This window comes from Streptomyces sp. NPDC092045, from assembly GCF_044756005.1.
GTDB lineage: Bacteria > Actinomycetota > Actinomycetes > Streptomycetales > Streptomycetaceae > Streptomyces.
The window spans coordinates 598,575-615,637 of record NZ_JBIVSC010000003.1; the positions used below are offsets into that span (position 1 = coordinate 598,575).

13 protein-coding genes are annotated in these 17,063 nt (G+C 74.3%); 4 read left to right on the forward strand and 9 right to left on the reverse strand.

The window, feature by feature from the left end; translation table 11 throughout:
- Positions 1-52: 52 nt before the first annotated feature.
- The gene (locus ACIQKA_RS12855; RefSeq protein WP_383442581.1) at positions 53-1,141 is read left to right on the forward strand and encodes an adenosine deaminase; all 1,089 of its coding nucleotides are present in this window, start codon (positions 53-55) and stop codon (positions 1,139-1,141) included.
- 53 nt (positions 1,142-1,194) lie between these two features.
- Here the strand turns inward: ACIQKA_RS12855 and ACIQKA_RS12860 are convergent, their stop codons facing one another.
- From ACIQKA_RS12860 to ACIQKA_RS12885, 6 genes are all read right to left on the reverse strand, one after another.
- Positions 1,195-2,061, reverse strand: a complete 867-nt coding sequence (locus ACIQKA_RS12860) for a D-alanyl-D-alanine carboxypeptidase family protein (protein ID WP_402540889.1) — start codon at positions 2,059-2,061, stop codon at positions 1,195-1,197.
- A 226-nt stretch (positions 2,062-2,287) separates the two neighbouring features.
- On the reverse strand, positions 2,288-3,028 hold the full coding sequence (locus ACIQKA_RS12865; protein WP_383431221.1) for a class I SAM-dependent methyltransferase: 741 nt from the start codon (positions 3,026-3,028) through the stop codon (positions 2,288-2,290).
- Between the two features lie 170 nt (positions 3,029-3,198).
- Positions 3,199-4,158 (reverse strand): LD-carboxypeptidase, encoded by a 960-nt coding sequence (locus tag ACIQKA_RS12870; RefSeq protein ID WP_402540890.1) that lies wholly within the window; start codon positions 4,156-4,158, stop codon positions 3,199-3,201.
- Positions 4,155-6,152, reverse strand: coding sequence for a S9 family peptidase (locus tag ACIQKA_RS12875; protein ID WP_402540891.1), 1,998 nt, complete (start codon positions 6,150-6,152; stop codon positions 4,155-4,157). Before ACIQKA_RS12875 ends, ACIQKA_RS12870 begins: the two co-directional genes overlap by 4 nt.
- Positions 6,153-6,231: 79 nt before the next feature.
- Positions 6,232-7,566: a M20/M25/M40 family metallo-hydrolase gene (locus ACIQKA_RS12880; protein ID WP_383431216.1), complete on the reverse strand. Its 1,335-nt coding sequence runs from the start codon at positions 7,564-7,566 to the stop codon at positions 6,232-6,234.
- Positions 7,559-8,392 carry a M55 family metallopeptidase gene (locus ACIQKA_RS12885; RefSeq protein WP_383159532.1) on the reverse strand — a complete coding sequence of 278 codons (834 nt, stop codon included), beginning with the start codon at positions 8,390-8,392 and terminating at the stop codon, positions 7,559-7,561. Before ACIQKA_RS12885 ends, ACIQKA_RS12880 begins: the two co-directional genes overlap by 8 nt.
- Before the next feature lie 215 nt (positions 8,393-8,607).
- Between ACIQKA_RS12885 and ACIQKA_RS12890 the strand changes: the two genes are divergently transcribed.
- A complete protein-coding gene (locus ACIQKA_RS12890; protein ID WP_402540893.1) occupies positions 8,608-9,840 on the forward strand; it encodes a hypothetical protein in 1,233 nt (410 codons plus the stop codon).
- 142 nt (positions 9,841-9,982) lie between these two features.
- Here the strand turns inward: ACIQKA_RS12890 and ACIQKA_RS12895 are convergent, their stop codons facing one another.
- Both ACIQKA_RS12895 and ACIQKA_RS12900 read right to left on the reverse strand, forming a co-directional pair.
- Positions 9,983-12,511, reverse strand: a complete 2,529-nt coding sequence (locus ACIQKA_RS12895; RefSeq protein ID WP_402540895.1) for an MFS transporter — start codon at positions 12,509-12,511, stop codon at positions 9,983-9,985.
- Between the two features lie 281 nt (positions 12,512-12,792).
- Positions 12,793-13,236 carry an SRPBCC family protein gene (locus tag ACIQKA_RS12900; protein WP_383159539.1) on the reverse strand — a complete coding sequence of 148 codons (444 nt, stop codon included), beginning with the start codon at positions 13,234-13,236 and terminating at the stop codon, positions 12,793-12,795.
- 147 nt (positions 13,237-13,383) lie between these two features.
- Between ACIQKA_RS12900 and ACIQKA_RS12905 the strand changes: the two genes are divergently transcribed.
- A complete protein-coding gene (locus ACIQKA_RS12905; protein ID WP_383442566.1) occupies positions 13,384-14,433 on the forward strand; it encodes an Rv2578c family radical SAM protein in 1,050 nt (349 codons plus the stop codon).
- 151 nt (positions 14,434-14,584) lie between these two features.
- Positions 14,585-16,213, forward strand: coding sequence for an alpha/beta hydrolase (locus ACIQKA_RS12910; RefSeq protein ID WP_402540897.1), 1,629 nt, complete (start codon positions 14,585-14,587; stop codon positions 16,211-16,213).
- 43 nt (positions 16,214-16,256) lie between these two features.
- Here ACIQKA_RS12910 and ACIQKA_RS12915 read toward each other — a convergent pair whose 3' ends face one another.
- Positions 16,257-16,895, reverse strand: a complete 639-nt coding sequence (locus ACIQKA_RS12915) for a HEAT repeat domain-containing protein (RefSeq protein WP_383442563.1) — start codon at positions 16,893-16,895, stop codon at positions 16,257-16,259.
- Positions 16,896-17,063 lie beyond the last annotated feature (168 nt).

Here is a 17,063-nt window from a genome sequence, read left to right on the forward strand (position 1 = left end):
CTGTCGGGGGCGTCACAGCGCGCCCCCTTCCCGTGGCGTACACTTCCCCGCCATGCACTTGTCTGACAACCTCACCGCGCCCGCCGCCGCCTCCGTCTCCGACTGGATCCGACGGGCCCCCAAGGCCGTCCTCCACGACCACCTCGACGGCGGGCTGCGTCCCGCGACCATCGTCGAGCTGGCGCGCGAGTGCGGCTACACCGCGCTGCCGACCGAGGACCCGGCCGAGCTCGCGGTCTGGTTCCGGGACGCCGCCGACTCCGGTTCGCTGGAGCGGTACCTGGAGACCTTCGCCCACACCTGCGCGGTGATGCAGACCCGCGAGGCGCTCACGCGCATCGCGGCCGAGTGCGCCGAGGACCTGGCGGCGGACGGCGTCGTCTACGCCGAGGTCCGCTACGCCCCCGAGCAGCACCTCGAAGGCGGCCTGACCCTCGACGAGGTCGTCGAGGCGGTCAACGACGGCTTCCGCGAGGGCGAGCGGCGCTCCGGCGGCCGCATCACCGTCCGCACCCTGCTCACCGGCATGCGCCACACGGACCGCTCCCTGGAGATCGCGCGGCTCACGGTCGCGCACCGGGACAACGGCGTGGCGGGCTTCGACATCGCGGGCGGCGAGATCGGCAACCCGCCGGCCCGCCACCTGCCGGCCTTCCAGCACCTGAAGCGGGAGAACTGCCACTTCACCATCCACGCGGGCGAGGCCGTCGGCGCGGAGTCGATCCACGAGGCCGTGCAGGTCTGCGGCACCGAGCGGATCGGCCACGGCGTGCGGATCACGGACGACATAGCCGAGGACGGCACGCTGGGCCGGCTCGCCTCGTACGTCCGGGACAACCGGATCGCCCTGGAGGTCTGCCCGACCTCCAACCTGCAGACGGGCGCGGCGAAGGACTACGCCACGCACCCGATCGACGAGCTGCGCCGCCTGGGCTTCCGGATCACGCTCAACACGGACAACCGGCTGGTCTCCGGCACCACCATGAGCGAGGAGTTCCAGCACATGGCGGACGCCTTCGGCTACGGCCCGGAGGTCTTCGAGGAGTTCACGGTCGCCGCCCTGGAGGCCGCGTTCCTGCCGCTGCCGGAGCGCCGGCGCCTGATCGACGAGGTCGTGCGCCCGGGGTACGCGGCGCTCTGAGGGCCGTCCGGAGCGGCGGGCCGGCGCGCCACGGCGCCGGCCCGCCTCCAGGATCACTTCTTGAAGGCGTAGTCCAGCAGCTTCTTGACGTCGGCCGTCCGGTTCGCCTCGGAGGACGAGGCCAGCACCGCGCCGATGACCGTCTTGCCGTTGCGGGTGGCCGCGAAGACCAGGCAGTACTTGGCCTGCGGGCCCGAACCGGTCTTCACGCCGATCGTGCCGCTGTACTCGCTCAGCAGCTTGTTCGTGTTGGTCCACGCCATGTACCGGTAGCCACCGCTCTTGGTGGTCACCTTCTGCGACGTGGACTTCGTCGCGACGACGGTGCGGAACGTGGTGTTCTTCATCGCGCTGCTGGCGAGCTTCGTCAGATCGCGCGGGGTCGAGTAGTTCTGCCCGTTGCTTATGCCGTCGAACGAGTCGAAGTGGGTGTTCTTCATGCCGAGGTTCTTGGCCTCGGTGTTCATCTTGCCGATGAACGACTTGACCCGGGCCGCCCGCGTGGTGCCGGTGCCGAACTTGTCGGCGAGGGCGTAGGCGGCGTCGCAGCCCGACGGCAGCATGAGGCCGTAGAGGAGCTGGCGGACGGTCACCTTGTCCCCGACGATGAGCCGGGCCGAGGAGGCGTTCTTGGCGACGATGTAGTCGCTGTAGGCCTTGTCGATCGTGACCTTGGCGTCGAGGTTGAGGCCCTTCTGCGCGAGCACCACCTTCGCGGTCATGATCTTCGTGGTGGAGCCGGTGGCCCGGCGGGTGTCCCCGGCCTTCCCGTACAGCGTCGCGCCCGTCCCGTTGTTCATGACGAAGCCGCCCTGGGCGGTGATCGTCGGGACGGCCGGCGCGGCGTGTGCCTGGCCGGCGAAGAGCCCGCTGGCCAGTACGGCCGAGGCCGTGAACGCGACGGTCACGGCACTGCGCACCCCGAGTGTGGGAGTCTTCAAAGTCTTCTGCCCTTGGATCGATGCCTTCCGGGTCCGCACGGACCCGGTGCACGGAAGACGAGCGAAGGGGCCCCGGGGATGTACGGCGGGGACCGTGAAGTTCCTCGCGTTCCGGGCCGCCCCGGTCGGGGACGGGGGCGGCCCGGAACCCGTCCGGGGTCGGGCGCATCGGCCCGCCGGGGCCAGGCGCGGCACCCGTTCGCGGTCAGGCGCGGCAGCGGAGCATCGTCAGCGGCGGGTTGGCGTCGTGGTCGGCCCAGAACTCCTCGCCGTACTCGCGCACGCCGGCCTCCGCGATCTCCAGGGGCACCCAGGTGATCCCGTCGAACCCGGCCGCCCGCAGGCTCTTCTCCAGGACCTCGCGGCCGGGCGGGTTCGCCTCGAACGAGATCGGCGGGTCGAGGAGCGCGGTGAGCCTCTCGCGCGGCCCGATCTCGGTCTCCTCTCCGAGCGATTCGCACAGGAAGCCGTACTTGGCCAGGGACGGCCCGCCGAAACGGAAGTCCGGGTTCTGCGTGAAGACGAAGAACCCGGCCCCGGCCGCGAGGCTGCGGTGGATGTTCCGGCACATCCGCTCGACGGTGGCGACGCTGTCCGCGTAGTTGAACAGCTGGACCGCGATCGCGAGGTCGAAGGGCTCGTCGAAGGCGCGCAGCTCCGCGACGTCGCCGACCTCGTACCGCGCGCCCAGAGGTTCGGCGTCCTCCAGGGCGCGGGCCGCGTCGACCATCGCGCCGGAGATGTCGACGCCGAGGACGTCGGACGCGCCGCGGCGCTTGAGCTCCCTGCTGTAGAAGCCGGTTCCGGAGGCCAGGTCGAGGACCGACCTGCCCTTCACGTCCCCGACGAGGGCGAGGAAGGCGGGCACTTCCCCGTAGCGCGCGAGGGGGAGGCCCTTGAACCCCTCGAACGCCTCGCCGATCCCGTCGTAGAGCTGACCGCTCATCGTGCTGTTCCCCTCTTCGTGGCGTCGGCCTTCGGGCAGGCCGCGGCCCCTGGCGGGAAGTCTCTCCCCGGCGGTCCGGAGGGCCGTACTGGCGGAACCCACGAAGAGGGCGGGGCCGTTCCGTCGTCGCGCCGAACGTCCGCGCGGAGGAGGGGACTCGGCGGAACCCCTCAGCGCAGGGCCGGTACGTCGAGGGTGAGCGTCCCCGCGTCCGCGTCGAGCACCGCCGGCACGCCGAGCGGCACGGTGAGCGCGGTCGGGCCGTGTCCGAAGCCCAGCTCCTCCACGACCGGCACCCCGAGGCCGCCGAGCCGGTCGGCGAGCACCGCCCGCACCTCCTCGTACGGCCCGCACTCCGCCCAGGAGCCGAGCGCCACGCCCGCGACCCCGTCGAGCCATCCGGACCGCAGGAGCTGGGTGAGGATGCGGTCGAGGCGGTACGGCTCCTCCCCCACGTCCTCCAGGACCAGCAGTCCGCCGCGCGCCGAGGGCCGGGCGTGCGGGGTGCCGAGGTCGGCGGCGAGGAGGCTGACGCAGCCGCCGAGGGTGACGCCCCGGGCGCGGCCCGGCACGAGGGCCCGCGCGGTCTCCGATCCCAGGGTCCGCACCGACTCGGGCGCGAGCAGGGTGGCCCGCAGGGACTCCTGGGTGCGCGGGTCCGACAGGAAGGTGCCCGCGGCGGTCATCGGTCCGTGCAGGGTGGCGAAGCCCGCGCGGACGGCGAAGGCCTCGTGCAGGGCGGTGACGTCGCTGTAGCCGACGAAGGCCTTGGGCCCGGCCGCCCGGACCGCCGCCCAGTCGACGAGGTCCACCATGCGCTGGGCGCCGTACCCGCCGCGCGCGCAGACCACGGCGGAGACCGAGGGGTCGCACCAGGCCTCGGTCAGGTCCCGGGCCCGCGCCCGGTCCGCCCCCGCGAGGTGTCCGAGGGCCGGATGGACGTCCAGGACGTGCGGGGCGACCACCGGCTCCAGGTCCCAGCCGCGCAGCACGTCGAGCCCCGCCCGCAGCCGCTCCTCGGAGACGGGTCCGCTGGGGGCGACGACGGCGACCCGCGCCCCGGGCCGCAGCCGGACGGGCCGCTCCAGTGCGCCGACGGCGAGCGGCTCCCGGGCCCCGGGGCCGGTCACGTGCGGTACTCCAGGTCCGGGACGTCCGCGCGGTCGATGCCGAACGCCTTGACGTACAGGGACAGTTCGGCCTCCAGGGAGCGGACCAGGGCGTCGGCCCCGCGGAAGCCGTGGCCCTCCCCCTCGAAGGCGAGGTAGGCGTGCGGGACGCCCCGGCCGGCCGCGCGGGCGAGCAGGCGCTCGGCCTGCTCGGGCGGGCAGATGACGTCGTCGAGCCCCTGGAGCAGCAGGAACGGGGCCGTGATCCGGTCGACGTGCTCGACGGGCGAGCGCTCCTCGTACCGGCCGGGCACCCGGTCGAAGGGGCCGATCAGCCCGTCGAGGTACCGGGACTCGAAGTCGTGGGTCCCGCCGGCGACCCAGCCCCGGGGGTCGAGGACGGGATAGACGATCGTGCCGCAGGCGTACACGTCCGTGGCGGCGAGGGATGCGGCGGCCGTCCAGCCGCCCGCGCTGCCGCCGCGCACGGCGAGTCGCGCCGGGTCGGCCGTGCCCTCGGCGGCGAGCGCCGTCGCGACGGCCGCGCAGTCCTCGACGTCGACGACGCCCCACTGCTCGCGCAGCCGCTCCCGGTACTCCCGGCCGTAGCCGGTCGAGCCGCCGTAGTTCACCTCGGCGACGCCGATGCCACGCGAGGTGAAGTAGGCGATCTCCAGGTCGAGGACGAGCGGGGCGTGCCCGGTGGGCCCGCCGTGCGCCCGGATCACGTAGGGCGGCAGCTCTCCCTCGGGTCCGGTGAAGGCGGGGTGGCGGGGCGGGTACACCTGGGCGTGGACCTCCCGGCCGCCGGGGCCGGTGAAGGTGCGGAGGCGGGGCTCCGGGTAGTACGCGGGGTCGACGGCGTCGGTGTGCGCGGCGCCGACCGGACGGGCGCGGCCGGTGCGGGTGTCGAGCTCGACGAGTTCGTAGGAGCCGTACGGTCCGGCGGCGACGCCGACCACCCGGGTGCCGTGGACGGCGAGGGCCGGGGTCCACTCGGTCCAGGGGCCGACGGCGTCGACGAGGTCGCCGCGCTCGGGGTCGAGGATCCCGAGGGAGGTGGTGCCCGTGCCGTGGACGACGGCGACGAGCCCGTTCTCCAGGGGCGCGAACCAGCCGTGTCCGATCTTCCAGAGCGGGCCGCCGAACTCCTCGGGGCGGGGACAGAGGACGACCGGTTCGGACAGGGTGCCGTCGTCGCCGACCGGGGCCCGGTAGAGGTTCCACCAGCCGGTGCGGTCGCTGACCAGGAGCAGTCGGCCCGCCGCGTCCCAGTCGGCCTGGGGGATCGACTCGGCCGGTCCGCCGGCGACGGTCCTGGCGTCCCGGAAGGTGCCGTCGGGGGCGACCTCGGCGAGCAGGACCTCGGTGCCGTCCCACGGCATCCGGGGGTGGTCCCAGCCGATCCAGACCGCCCGGCTCCCGTCCGGGGAGAGCCGGGGGCCGGTCACGAACCGGTGCCGCTCTGCGGTGAGTTCGCGCACGGCGGCGCGGTCCCCGGCGGCCGAGCCGTCGAGCGGCACGGCGGCGGGCACCCGGCGCACGTCGGTCGGCGCGGGCCCGGTGAACTCCTCCAGGACGCACCACACCTCGCCCCGGTCCGGGTGGACCACCGGGTCGACCCAGCGCAGTCCGCCGCCGACGGCGGAGACGGGGGTGAGCGGCCGGGGCTCCGCGCCGGGCCCGGCGTCCGGCTCGTACGCGTACAGCCGCTGGTCGGGGAAGTGGCAGAACACCACGAGCGGTCCGCCCTCGGGGCGGTCGGCCGCCGCCCAGGGCCGCCCGCCGTACTCGACGACCCGGCTGCGGACGTTCCACGGGGCGGGCAGCGCGGTCTCCTCCGTGCCGTCGGCCCGCCGCCGCACCAGGGCCCGGCGGCCGCCCTCGGCGGGCCGCGGCGCGGTCCACCACAGCTCGTCGCCGACGGCGCCGGGGTACTCGGGCCGTCCGTCGTGCGCGGCGGCGAGCTCCGCGCCGACGGGCGAGGGCCAGCTTCCGTAGGCGGCCGTGCTCATCGTCTCCGCTCCCCCTGTCACAGGTCCGTTCCCCCTCGTGTCCCATGTTTCCTTGCGTGTCCTGCGTGCGCCGGGTGTCCTAGGCGGTCTTCAGGTAGTGGTCGAGCACCCGGACGCCGAAGTGGAGGGCGTCCACGGGGACGCGCTCGTCGACGCCGTGGAAGAGCGCCGCGTAGTCGAGGCCCGGGGGCAGCTTCAGCGGCGAGAAGCCGTAGCCGGTGATGCCGAGCCGGGAGAACTGCTTGGCGTCGGTGCCGCCGGACATGGTGAACGGCAGGACGTGCCCGTCCGGGTCGAAGCGCTCGACGGCGGCCCGCAGCTTGGCGAAGGTCGGGGAGTCGACGGGGGCCTCCAGGGGCACCTCGCGGTGGTGGAACTCCCACTCCACGTCCGGTCCGGTGAGCCGGTCCATCGTCTCGACGAACTCCTCCTCGGCGCCCGGCAGCATCCGCCCGTCCACGTACGCGACGGCGGTGCCCGGGATGACGTTGACCTTGTAGCCGGCGTCGAGCATCGTCGGGTTGGCGCTGTTGCGGACGGTCGGCGCGACGAGGGCGGCGGCGGGGCCGAGCTTGTCGAGGAGGAGGTCCGTGTCGAAGTCGGGGGCGTGGGTGTCGATCTCGATCCCGTACAGCGCGGCCAGTTCGGTGAGGGCGGCGCGGACGGTGGCGGTGAGCCGGACGGGCCAGGTGTGGGCGCCGATCCGGGCGACGGCGGCGGCGAGGCGCGTGACGGCGTTGGCCGTGTTCACCTTGGAGCCGTGGCCGGCGCGGCCGTGGGCGGTGAGCCTGAGCCAGGCGGTGCCGCGCTCCCCCGCCGCGATCGGGTAGAGGGTGGTGCCGGGCTCCGGGTGGAAGCTGAACGCCCCGGACTCGCTGATGCCCTCCGTACAGCCCTCGAAGAGCGCCGCGTGCCGGTCGGCGAGGAAGCCGGAGCCGTCGGCGGCGCTGTCCTCCTCGTCGGCGGTGTAGGCGAGGACGACGTCCCGGCGCGGCCGGACGCCCTGCCGGGCCCAGGAGCGGACGACGGCCAGGACCATCGCGTCCATGTTCTTCATGTCGACGGCGCCGCGCCCCCACACGAGGCCGTCGCGGACCTCGCCGGAGAAGGGGTGGACGGCCCACTCGGCGGGGTCGGCGGGCACCACGTCCAGGTGGCCGTGGACGAGGAGCGCGGGGGCCGCGGGGTCGGTGCCGGGGATGCGCGCCACGACGTTGGTGCGGCCGGTGGTGCGCTCCAGGAGGGTGGGCTCGATCCCGGCGGCGGCGAGCCGCTCGGCGACGTACTCGGCGGCGGGGCGCTCGCGGCAGTCGCCGCCGCCCCGGTTGGTGGTGTCGATGCGGATGAGCTCGGAGGTGAAGGTGACCACCTCGTCGAGCGCCGTCGCGTCCGGTTCCCGGACCTCCTCAGCCATACTGCTCCTCCACCGCGGCGGAGACGATGGTCGTGACCGCCTTGAACGTACGGATTGCCTCGTACATGGTCCCGCTCGTGTACGCGACGCGCCGCTCCCCGCTGCGCGCCACGCCGGGAACCACCGTGGCGGCGGCGCCCAGGTGCTCGGCGTCGAACTCGACCTCCACGGTGAAGGGCCCGCCCCGGACCGGCTCGTACCGCACGGCGAGCCCGGCGCCGGCCTTCGCCGCGGCCCGGATGTCGGCGGCGGTCCTGGCCGGGGGGCGGCACACCGCCGCGTACCGCGAGACGTGGTCCTTGACGGCGACCTTGGGGGCCTCGGGGGCGTAGCCGAGGGCGTCCTCGCAGGTCAGGTCGTCGCCGGTGACCAGGACGACGGGGACGCCGTACTCCGCGACCACACGGGCGTTGAGCAGTCCCTCGCTCGCCCGTTCGCCGTCGAGCCAGACGGCGGTGATGGAGTTGGCGAGGTAGGTGTGGGCGAGGACGCCCTCGGTGCCCGCGCCCGTGTGGTACCCGACGAAGGCGATGCCGTCGACGTCGCCGTGCTGCACGCCCTCGACCATGGAGAGGGACTTGTGCCGACCGGTGAGCATCTCGGCCCGCTCGTCCAGTCCCTCCAGGAGCAGGTTCCGCATGGTCCAGTGCGCCTCGTTGATCAGCACCTCGTCGGCGCCGCCGTCGAAGAAGCCGAGCACCGCCGCGTTCACGTCGGACGTGAACATGGAGCGGCACCGCTCCCACTGGGGCGTGCCGGGCAGCACGTCGGCAGGCCAGGTCACACCGGTCGCGCCCTCCATGTCGGCGCTGATGAGGATCTTCATATCCGGCACCGTACGCGCCGCCCGGCACCCGTACCACCCCTGTGGAAAACCACCGTTGGAGTGGACCAATGACACGGACCGGGCGTCGGCAGGGGGGACGCGGCGGGTTCCGGTCGGCTCCTGGACGCCGTACCGCTGAAACGGGTGAAACTTCACCAAGGGGTGTGTATAGGCTGTCGGCCGCAGTTCCCGTACCCGACCCTCGGAGAGCCCCGGTGACCATCGCCTTCACCCCGTCCGACACCACGCCCGCCGAGGCCGGGCCCGCCGTCCCCGAGCCCGCCGTCCCCGGTTCCGCCGTCCCCGGACCTGCCGAGGAGCCCGCCGGCCCCGTCATGGCGGAGGAGCCCGAGTTCTGGGAGCCCTCGGCACCGGAGCCCCGGGACGGGGAGGACGCCGAGGACCGGGAGGAGACCGAGGACCGGGAGGACGCCGAGGACGGGGACGCCGGAGAGCCCGACCCCGTCGTCGTCCGCGACGCCCGCGACTTCGGCGTCTACGCCCGCACCGGCGGCTGGGCCTTCGCGCTCAAGGTGGCGCGGAGCGTGCGGCCCGGCGGCCAGCCCGCCGAGGGCACGGCCGCGACGAAGGTCTCCGCGAAGGCCTTCGCCCGGCTCGCGGAGTGCTCGCCGGAGCGGGTCATGCGCCACTACAAGGCCTGGGACATGGCCGCCGACGACGGTCTGGTGCCCCAGTTCGAGGTCCTGGTCCCCGGCGAGGACGTCGAGCTGCCCGACGCGGACGTCTGGATCTCGTACTACTCCTCGCGCAACGGCGCGACCTCCGTGCGCGGGCAGGCGATCAGCGCGGCGGCCGAGGCCGAGGGCATCCGGCCGACGAAGGCCCTCGAGGTCGCGGAGAACCCGACGGCGCTGCGGGCCGCGATCCTCGCCGACCCGGGGACGGCGGAGGCCGCGCGCGGCGCGCTGCTCGACCGGATGAAGGAGGACCCGGCCCTCCAGACGGAGATGGCCCGCGCGATCGCCCGCACCGGCGACCTGAAGAAGGCGGTGGCGAGCGAGGCGAAGGCGGCCGACCGCATCGGGTACGTGCGGCAGATCGTGGAGAACGGGCAGATCAAGACCCCGGCGGGGCAGACCGTGGAGGCGCCGCCCGAGCTGCGGGCGGAGGCCGAGCGGCACCTGTCGCTGCTCGACGAGCTGGACGACTCGGAGGAGGCCGGCGAGTGGGCCGGCGAGGCGTACGACGCGGTCAAGGGGCTGGTGGCCAAGGCCGTCGAGGAGGACCCGGCGCTGCGCGTCCAGGAGCGGCGGACGAAGTTCTACAACAGCCTGCAGAAGGCGACGAAGGTCTTCGAGGAGCTGACGCTGGACGAGGTGATGGAGGAGGACATCTACGAGGCCGACATGCTCCAGCGCCTCGAAGCCCTCCAGGACGCGATCGGCACCTGTATCAGCGCGCTGCGCAAGGCGTCGCCCGCCTCCTGAGGACCGTCTTTTGAGGACCGCCTCCTGAGCCGAGCACCGCCCCCGAGCACCGCCTCCGGTGCGCAGGGCCCGGTGAAGGCCCGTTCGACCGGTCGGCCCCGGCCCCCGCCCCGCGGCGGGCGGCCGGGGCCCGTCGTTCCGCTCAGTCCTGGTGGCCGAGCTGGAGGTCGCGCTCGGTGCGGCCCCCGCCGGCCACCTGGAGGACGGTCGCGACGGGCGGGTACCCGGCGGCGATGACCGTGTACTCGCCGGAGGACAGGTCGACGAACCGGAAGGTCCCGTCGGCCCCGGTGGTGAGGGTGTCGACGACGTTCCCGGCCGCGTCGAGCAGGGTGACCCGGGCGTCCTCCACCGTGCGCCCGCCGCCGGCCCGCACCGTCCCGCGCAGCACCGCGCCACCGGCCAGTTCGATGTCCTGGCGGGTCTCGCGGGAGGCCTGGACGCTCACCGGGAGCGCGGCGGGCCGGAAGGCGGGGGCGCTGGCGGCGAGCGTGTACTCGCCCGCGACCAGTTCCGTGATGACGTACCCGCCCTCGCGTCCGCTGCGGGTGGAGGCGACGACCTCGCCGCGCACGTCGGTGAGGGTGACGGCCGCGTCCCGCACGGGCGTGCCGTCGGCGGTGACGACGCTGCCCGCGAGCCGCCCGGCGCCGCCGAGGACGACGTCGAGCTCCACCGGGCGGTCCCCGACGGTGACGGAGACGGCCTGCGGCTGGTGGCCGCCGGCCGCCGCGATCAGGACGTAGGCGCCGCCGCCGGGCACGCTCAGCGCGTACCGGCCGTCCTCGCCGCTCGCGCCGCGCCCGATCTGCCGCCCCTGGACGTCGATGAGGGTGAGGGCGGCGCGGGGGACGCGGCTGCCGTCGTGGTGCTGGACGGTGCCGCAGACCGGGAGCCCCGAGTGCGGCGGGGCCGCGGCCGGAGCGGGTTCGGGGGCGGCGTGCCGGGCGTGCGGGACCGCCCGGGTGGCGAAGTCGGCGGCCTCGGTGGTGGGGGTGGGGTGGGACACCAGCGGTTTCTCCTTGAGGAAGAAGGCGAGGACGAGGCCGAGCACGAGGACCGGCACGAGGTAGAGGAAGATGCGCGGCATCGCGTCCGCGTACGCCTGGACGTAGGCGTCGCGCAGGACGGGCGGCAGGATGTGCACCGTCTGCGGGGTGATCGACTCGGCCGGGAGCGGGGCGCCGGAGCCGTTCGCGGGCAGGACGCCGGCGAGCCGGTCGCCGAGGGCGTCGTCGAGCCGGGAGGCGAAGAGGGTGCCGAAGATCGCGGCGCCGACGCTGCCGCCGATCTGGCGGAAGTAGGTGTGGGCGCTGGTGGCGGTGCCGAGGTCGGCGGGGCGCACGGAGTTCTGCACGGCGAGCACGAGGACCGGCATGACCAGGCCGATGCCGGTGCCGAGGACGGCCTGCCAGAGGCTGTGCTGGAGGCGCGGGGTGTCGGCGTCCATGTGGGAGAGCAGCCACATGCCGAGGACGGAGAGGGCGCCGCCGGCCACCGGGTAGGCCTTGTAGCGGCCGGTGCGGCTGATGAGCCGGCCCGAGACGACGGAGGCGACGACGATGCCGCCCATCAGGGGCAGCATCAGGAGGCCGGACTCGGTGGCGGTGGCGCCCTCGACCATCTGGAGGAAGCTGGGCAGGTAGCTGGCGGCGCCGAAGAGGGCGATGCCGACGACGGCGCCGACGAGGGCGGTGACGGTGAAGACGGAGTCGCGGAAGAGCCGGAGCGGGATGAGGGGTTCGGGCGCGAAGCGCTCGACGACCAGGAAGAGCAGGGTGGTTCCGACGGCGCCGCAGGCGAGGGCGAGGACGACCCGGGAGTCCCAGGCGTACTCGGTGCCGCCCCAGCTGGTGAGCAGGACCAGGCAGGTGGAGGCGGCGGCGAGGAGCAGGGCGCCGAGGACGTCGAAGCGCGCGCGTGCGGCGGGCTTGGGGAGCTTGAGGACGGTGGCGACGACGGCGAGGGTGACGAGCCCGAAGGGCACGTTGAAGTAGAAGCACCAGCGCCAGGAGACGTGGTCGGTGAAGAAGCCGCCGAGCAGCGGTCCGGCGACGGAGGCGAGTCCGAAGGCGGCGCCGATCATGCCCATGTACCGGCCGCGCTCCCGGGGCGGCACGATGTCGGCGATGATCGCCTGGACGCCGATCATGAGGCCGCCGGCGCCGATGCCCTGGACCGCGCGGAAGGCGATGAGCTGGTCCATCGTCCGGGACCAGCCGGCGAGGCCGGAGCCGATGACGAAGACGACGATGGCGAAGAGGAAGACGCCCTTGCGGCCGAGGAGGTCGCCGAGCTTCCCGTAGACCGGCAGGCCGATGGTGGAGGTCAGCAGGTAGGCGGTGATCGCCCAGGACATCCGATCCAAGCCCTGGAGTTCGCCGACGATCTTCGGCAGGGCGGTGGCGACGATCATCTGCTCCAGGGCGGCGAGGAGCAGGGCGAGCATGAGGCCGAGGAAGACGAGCCGGACGCGGCGGGGGTCGAGGGCGTCCGGTCCGGGACCGGGGGCCGGCGCGGGTCCGGCGGGCGGGGCGAGCGGCTCCGTACCCGCCGCGACCGCCGCGACGGCCCCGCCGCCGCCGGCGCCCGTGGCGTCCTCGGTGTTCTTCACCACGGTGACCGCACCCACGTGTCTGCTCCCCTCGTCACGGCGTCTGCGCCGCGCCATTCTTCGCATCGGGCGCGAAGGGGGAGCAAGTCGGGCGGTGCGGGAGGCCGGAGGGGCCCCGGGCGGCGAACGGCCCCGGGAGGCGGCGCACTTGGGTCGCTCATCAGCGCGTTTACGAGAGGGCCCGCGCCCCCGGCGCGCGCGGGCGCGGTCACGGGAGGCGCGGGCGATCCACTCGAACCGGTGAACGCTCCGGACTGCCGCTCACGCCCCGGGCACCGCCCCTTCCGGTCCGGGCGTTCGCCCTCCCGGTCCGGGCGGCGCCCCGCCCGCTCCGGGCGCTACTTCTCGACCTCGGCCGCGAGTCCGGCGAGGACGAGGTCGTAGATCCGGCCGAGCCCCTTGGGCGCGAAGGTCTTCTCGAAGAAGCCGCCGATGCCCCCGGCGCCGTTCCAGACGGTGGTGACGACCGCGCGGGACCTGCCCTCGCCGGCGGGCGTGACGGTCCAGGTGGTGACCATGGAGGAGTTGCGGTCCTTCTCGACGAGCTGCCCGTCGGTGGGCTCGCTCACCTCCAGGAGGCAGTCGCGGACGCGCTTGCTGGTGGCCTGGAGCTTCCAGTGGACGAGGGTGCCCTCGCCGTCGCCGCCCTCGCGCACCTCGTACTCGCTGAAGTGCTCGGGGAGCAGCTTCGCGCGCGTGCCGCTGTAGTCGGCGAGGGCGTCGAACACCGTCTCGGCGTCCGCGGCGATGATCCGTTCCGTCGTGGCCTCGACCTGCGCCATTGACTTCCTCCAGCTCGTGGTTGCTCGGGGTTGCGGGCCAAGCGAACCACGTGCGCTCCGGCGCGCGAAATCCGGGTTGCGACGATCAAGGGAACAAGTGTTCTATTCTGAGCGAACGGCCGGACCCGAGCGATCGAGGAGGCGTTCATGCGCTGGGACAATCTGGGCGACAGAGCGGCGAACCCCTCGGCCTCCCCGCCCCCCGCCGACCTCGCCCTGTTCGGTGCGGACGCGGTCACCAGCCGGACCTTCGACACTCCCGAGTTCCGGGGCGTCACCTTCCACGAGGTGCGGGCCCGGTCGATCCTGAACCGGGTCCCCGGCGCCTCCCGGATGCCGTTCGAATGGACGGTCAATCCCTACCGGGGCTGCACGCACGCGTGCGTGTACTGCTTCGCCCGCCGGTCCCACGCCTATCTGGACCTCGACACCGGCCTCGGCTTCGACTCCCAGATCGTCGTCAAGGTCAACGCCGCCGAGCTGCTCGCCCGTCAGCTCGCCTCGCCCCGCTGGCAGGGCGCGCACATCGCCATGGGCACCAACGTCGACTGCTACCAGCGGGCCGAGGGGCGGTACGGCCTGATGCCGGGCGTCCTCACCGCCCTGCGCGACCGCGCCAACCCCTTCTCGATCCTCACCAAGGGCACCCTGATCCTGCGCGACCTGGAGCTGATCGCCCAGGCGGCCCGGGTCACCGAGGTCGGCGTCTCGGTCTCCGTCGGCTTCACGGACCGGGAGCTGTGGCGCACGGTCGAGCCCGGCGCCCCCTCCCCGCAGAGCCGCCTCGACGTCGTCCGCGCGCTGGTCGGGAACGGCATCGACTGCGGGGTCCTGATGGCCCCCGTGGTGCCCTTCCTGAGCGACCGCCCGGAGCAGTTGCGCGCGACGGTCCGCGCGGTGGCCGAGGCCGGGGCGAGCTCGGTCACCCCGCTCGTCCTGCACCTGCGGCCGGGCGCCCGCGAGTGGTTCGCGGAGTGGCTGGGCCGCCACCACCCGGGCCTGGTGCGGCGGTACGAGCGGATGTACGCGGACGGGGCCTACGCGCCGACCTGGTACCAGCGCCGGATCACCCGTCAGGTGCACGAGTTCGCCGCCGAGTTCGGCATGGGTCCCGCGGGGCGGGACGGGACGCGCGGGACCGCCCCGCCGGAGGAGCCGGAGGCGGCGGCCGCCCCGGAGCAGCTCACCTTCCTCTGAGCCCGCCGGAGCCCTCGCGGCCCGCCGGAGCCCCCGGCGGCCGGGCCGATCATCGGACCGAACCGTCTGACACGCCGTCCGCTCCCCTCCTTTCGGGTCAACTCCGGGCGGAACGGGTCCCGCCGGGCCCCGTTCGAGGCACAAAGGCCCTATGACCCCACGCGCAGGAATGCTGATCGCCGCTGGAGCGCTGGTGGCCGGGACGGTCACCGCGCTGCCCGCCGCGCCCGCGGACGCCGTCGAACCGGCCCCCCGCCCGCTCCCCCGGCTCGCCTGGACCGACTGCGCCACCAAGGCGTACCCGAAGCTCCAGTGCGCCACCCTGGAGGTGCCGCTCGACCACGACGACCCGGCCGGGCGGAAGGTGACGCTCGCCCTGACCCGGGTCCAGCACACCGCGGAGACCTTCCAGGGGCCGCTGCTCGTGAACCCGGGCGGGCCCGGCGGCAGCGGGCGCGGCATGGCGGGGTACGTGGCGGCCTCGCTGCCGCCCGAGGTGGCCGCCCAGTACGACGTGATCGGCTTCGACCCGCGCGGGGTCGGGAAGAGCGAGCCCGCGCTCGACTGCCTGCCCGGCCACTTCGCCCCGGTGCGCCCCGACTCGGTGCCGCGCGGCTCCCGGGCCGAGCGGACGGGGACCGAGCGGGCGCGGGCCTTCGCGGCGGCCTGCGGCGAGAAGTACGCCGACGTGCTGCCGCACGTCGACACGGTGAGCACGGCCAAGGACCTGGACGCGATCCGGGACGCGCTCGGCGCACCGAGGCTCAACTACCTCGGCTACTCGTACGGCACCTACCTGGGCGCCGTGTACGCGCGGCTCTTCCCGGACCGGGTGCGGCGCATGGCGCTCGACTCTGTCGTCGATCCGCACGGGGTCTGGTACGAGGGCAACCTCGGGCAGAACCTCGCCTTCGACGCGCGGCACAAGGACTTCATGGCGTGGGTGGCCCGGTACGACGCCACGTACCGGCTGGGCACCGACCCGGCGGCGGTCGAGGCCGCCTGGTACCGGATGCGCGACGCGGTGCGCGCGGAGCCGGCCGGCGGGAAGGTCGGGCCGGGCGAGCTGGAGGACGCCTTCCTGCCCGGCGGGTACTACGACGGCTACTGGCCCAAGCTGGCGAGCGCCTTCTCCGCGTACGTCAACGAGGGGGACACCGGCCCGCTGGTCGAGGCGTACGAGCGGTACGGGGAGGCCGACGCGGCCGCCGACAACGGCTACTCGGTCTACGCGAGCGTGCAGTGCCGGGACGCGGGCTGGCCGCGCGACTGGAACGTCTGGCGCAAGGACGCGTGGGAGACGCACGCCAAGGCGCCGTTCTCGTCCTGGAACAACACCTGGTACAACGCGCCGTGCGCGTTCTGGCCGGTGGAGTCCCTGACCCCGCCGGACGTCTCCAACGACCGGGTGCCGCCGGCCCTGGTGCTCCAGGCGACGGACGACGCGGCGACGCCGTACGAGGGCGGGGTCGCGCTGCACCGGCTGCTGCGCGGCTCCCGTCTGGTCGTGGAGGAGGGCGGCGGCAACCACGGCGTGACGCTGGCCGGGAACGACTGCCTCGACGGCCACCTGGCCGCCTACCTGGCCACCGGGAGGCTCCCGCGCGGCGCGGACGGCGCCGAGGCGGACGCGGTCTGCGCCGCGCTTCCGGAGCCGGAGCCCGAGCCCGTCGTCACCTCCGGGTCGAAGCCCCCGGAGAAGCGCGGCGCACGCGCGGCCGCCGCGCGCACGGAGCCGACCGGCGCCACGCTGCACGGCCTCCTGGGCCACGTGCGCTGAAAGGGCCGGGGGGAGGGCTCCACGGAGCCGTGCTCCCCTTCCCTCAGGCGCGGTCGGCCGCGCGCTCCGGGCCGAGCAGGCCCAGGGAGCGCGCGGCCGCCGCGCCGAGGCGCGGGTGGGGCAGGGCGGCCTCCAGGGCGGGGCGGGCCCGGGGGTCGCCGAGGGCGCCGAGGCCCTCGACGCAGGCGAGGCCGACCCGCCAGTGGGGGTCGCCGGCCGGGAGGCGCCGTTCGAGGACGGCGATCAGGGCCGGCACGGACTCGGGGGCGCGCAGTTCGGCGAGCAGCCGGACCGGCAGCAGGGCGTAGGCGGCCCGGAGTTCGTTGGTGGCGAGGGCGGCGGCGGCGCGGGCGGTGCGCGGGTCGCCGAGCCGGGCCAGGGCGTGGGCGGCGGTGACGCAGCGCTCGGGGTCGCGGTGGTTGAGGAACAGGACGAGGGCCTCGAAGGCGCGCGGGTCGCCGGCGACGCCGAGGGCGTAGGCAGCGACCTCGCGGGCCCAGAGCGGCCGGCCGGGCTCGGTGAGGACGCGGTGCAGCTCCTCGGGGTCGCCGGGCAGTTCCGCGGGGTCTCCGGTTTCCGCGAGCCGGCCGAATGCCGCCGGGACTTCTCCGGTGCCATTCCCGATCTCGTCGCGCAATCGATCGATCATCGAGCAGAATTCCGGATCCTCGGCGTATTCCATGAATCCGAGCCTATCCGCGATCCAGATCACATCTTCTCGACTTCCCGGGACTGGCGCGCTCGTTACCCGCCGGTTATTCTCAGGTGAGCGGGTCAACCCCCGCTTCTCACAACGGCCTGGTGACGCAGCCGTGGTGAGCGTACGTCGGTTCGGCAGTTTCGACGCGGC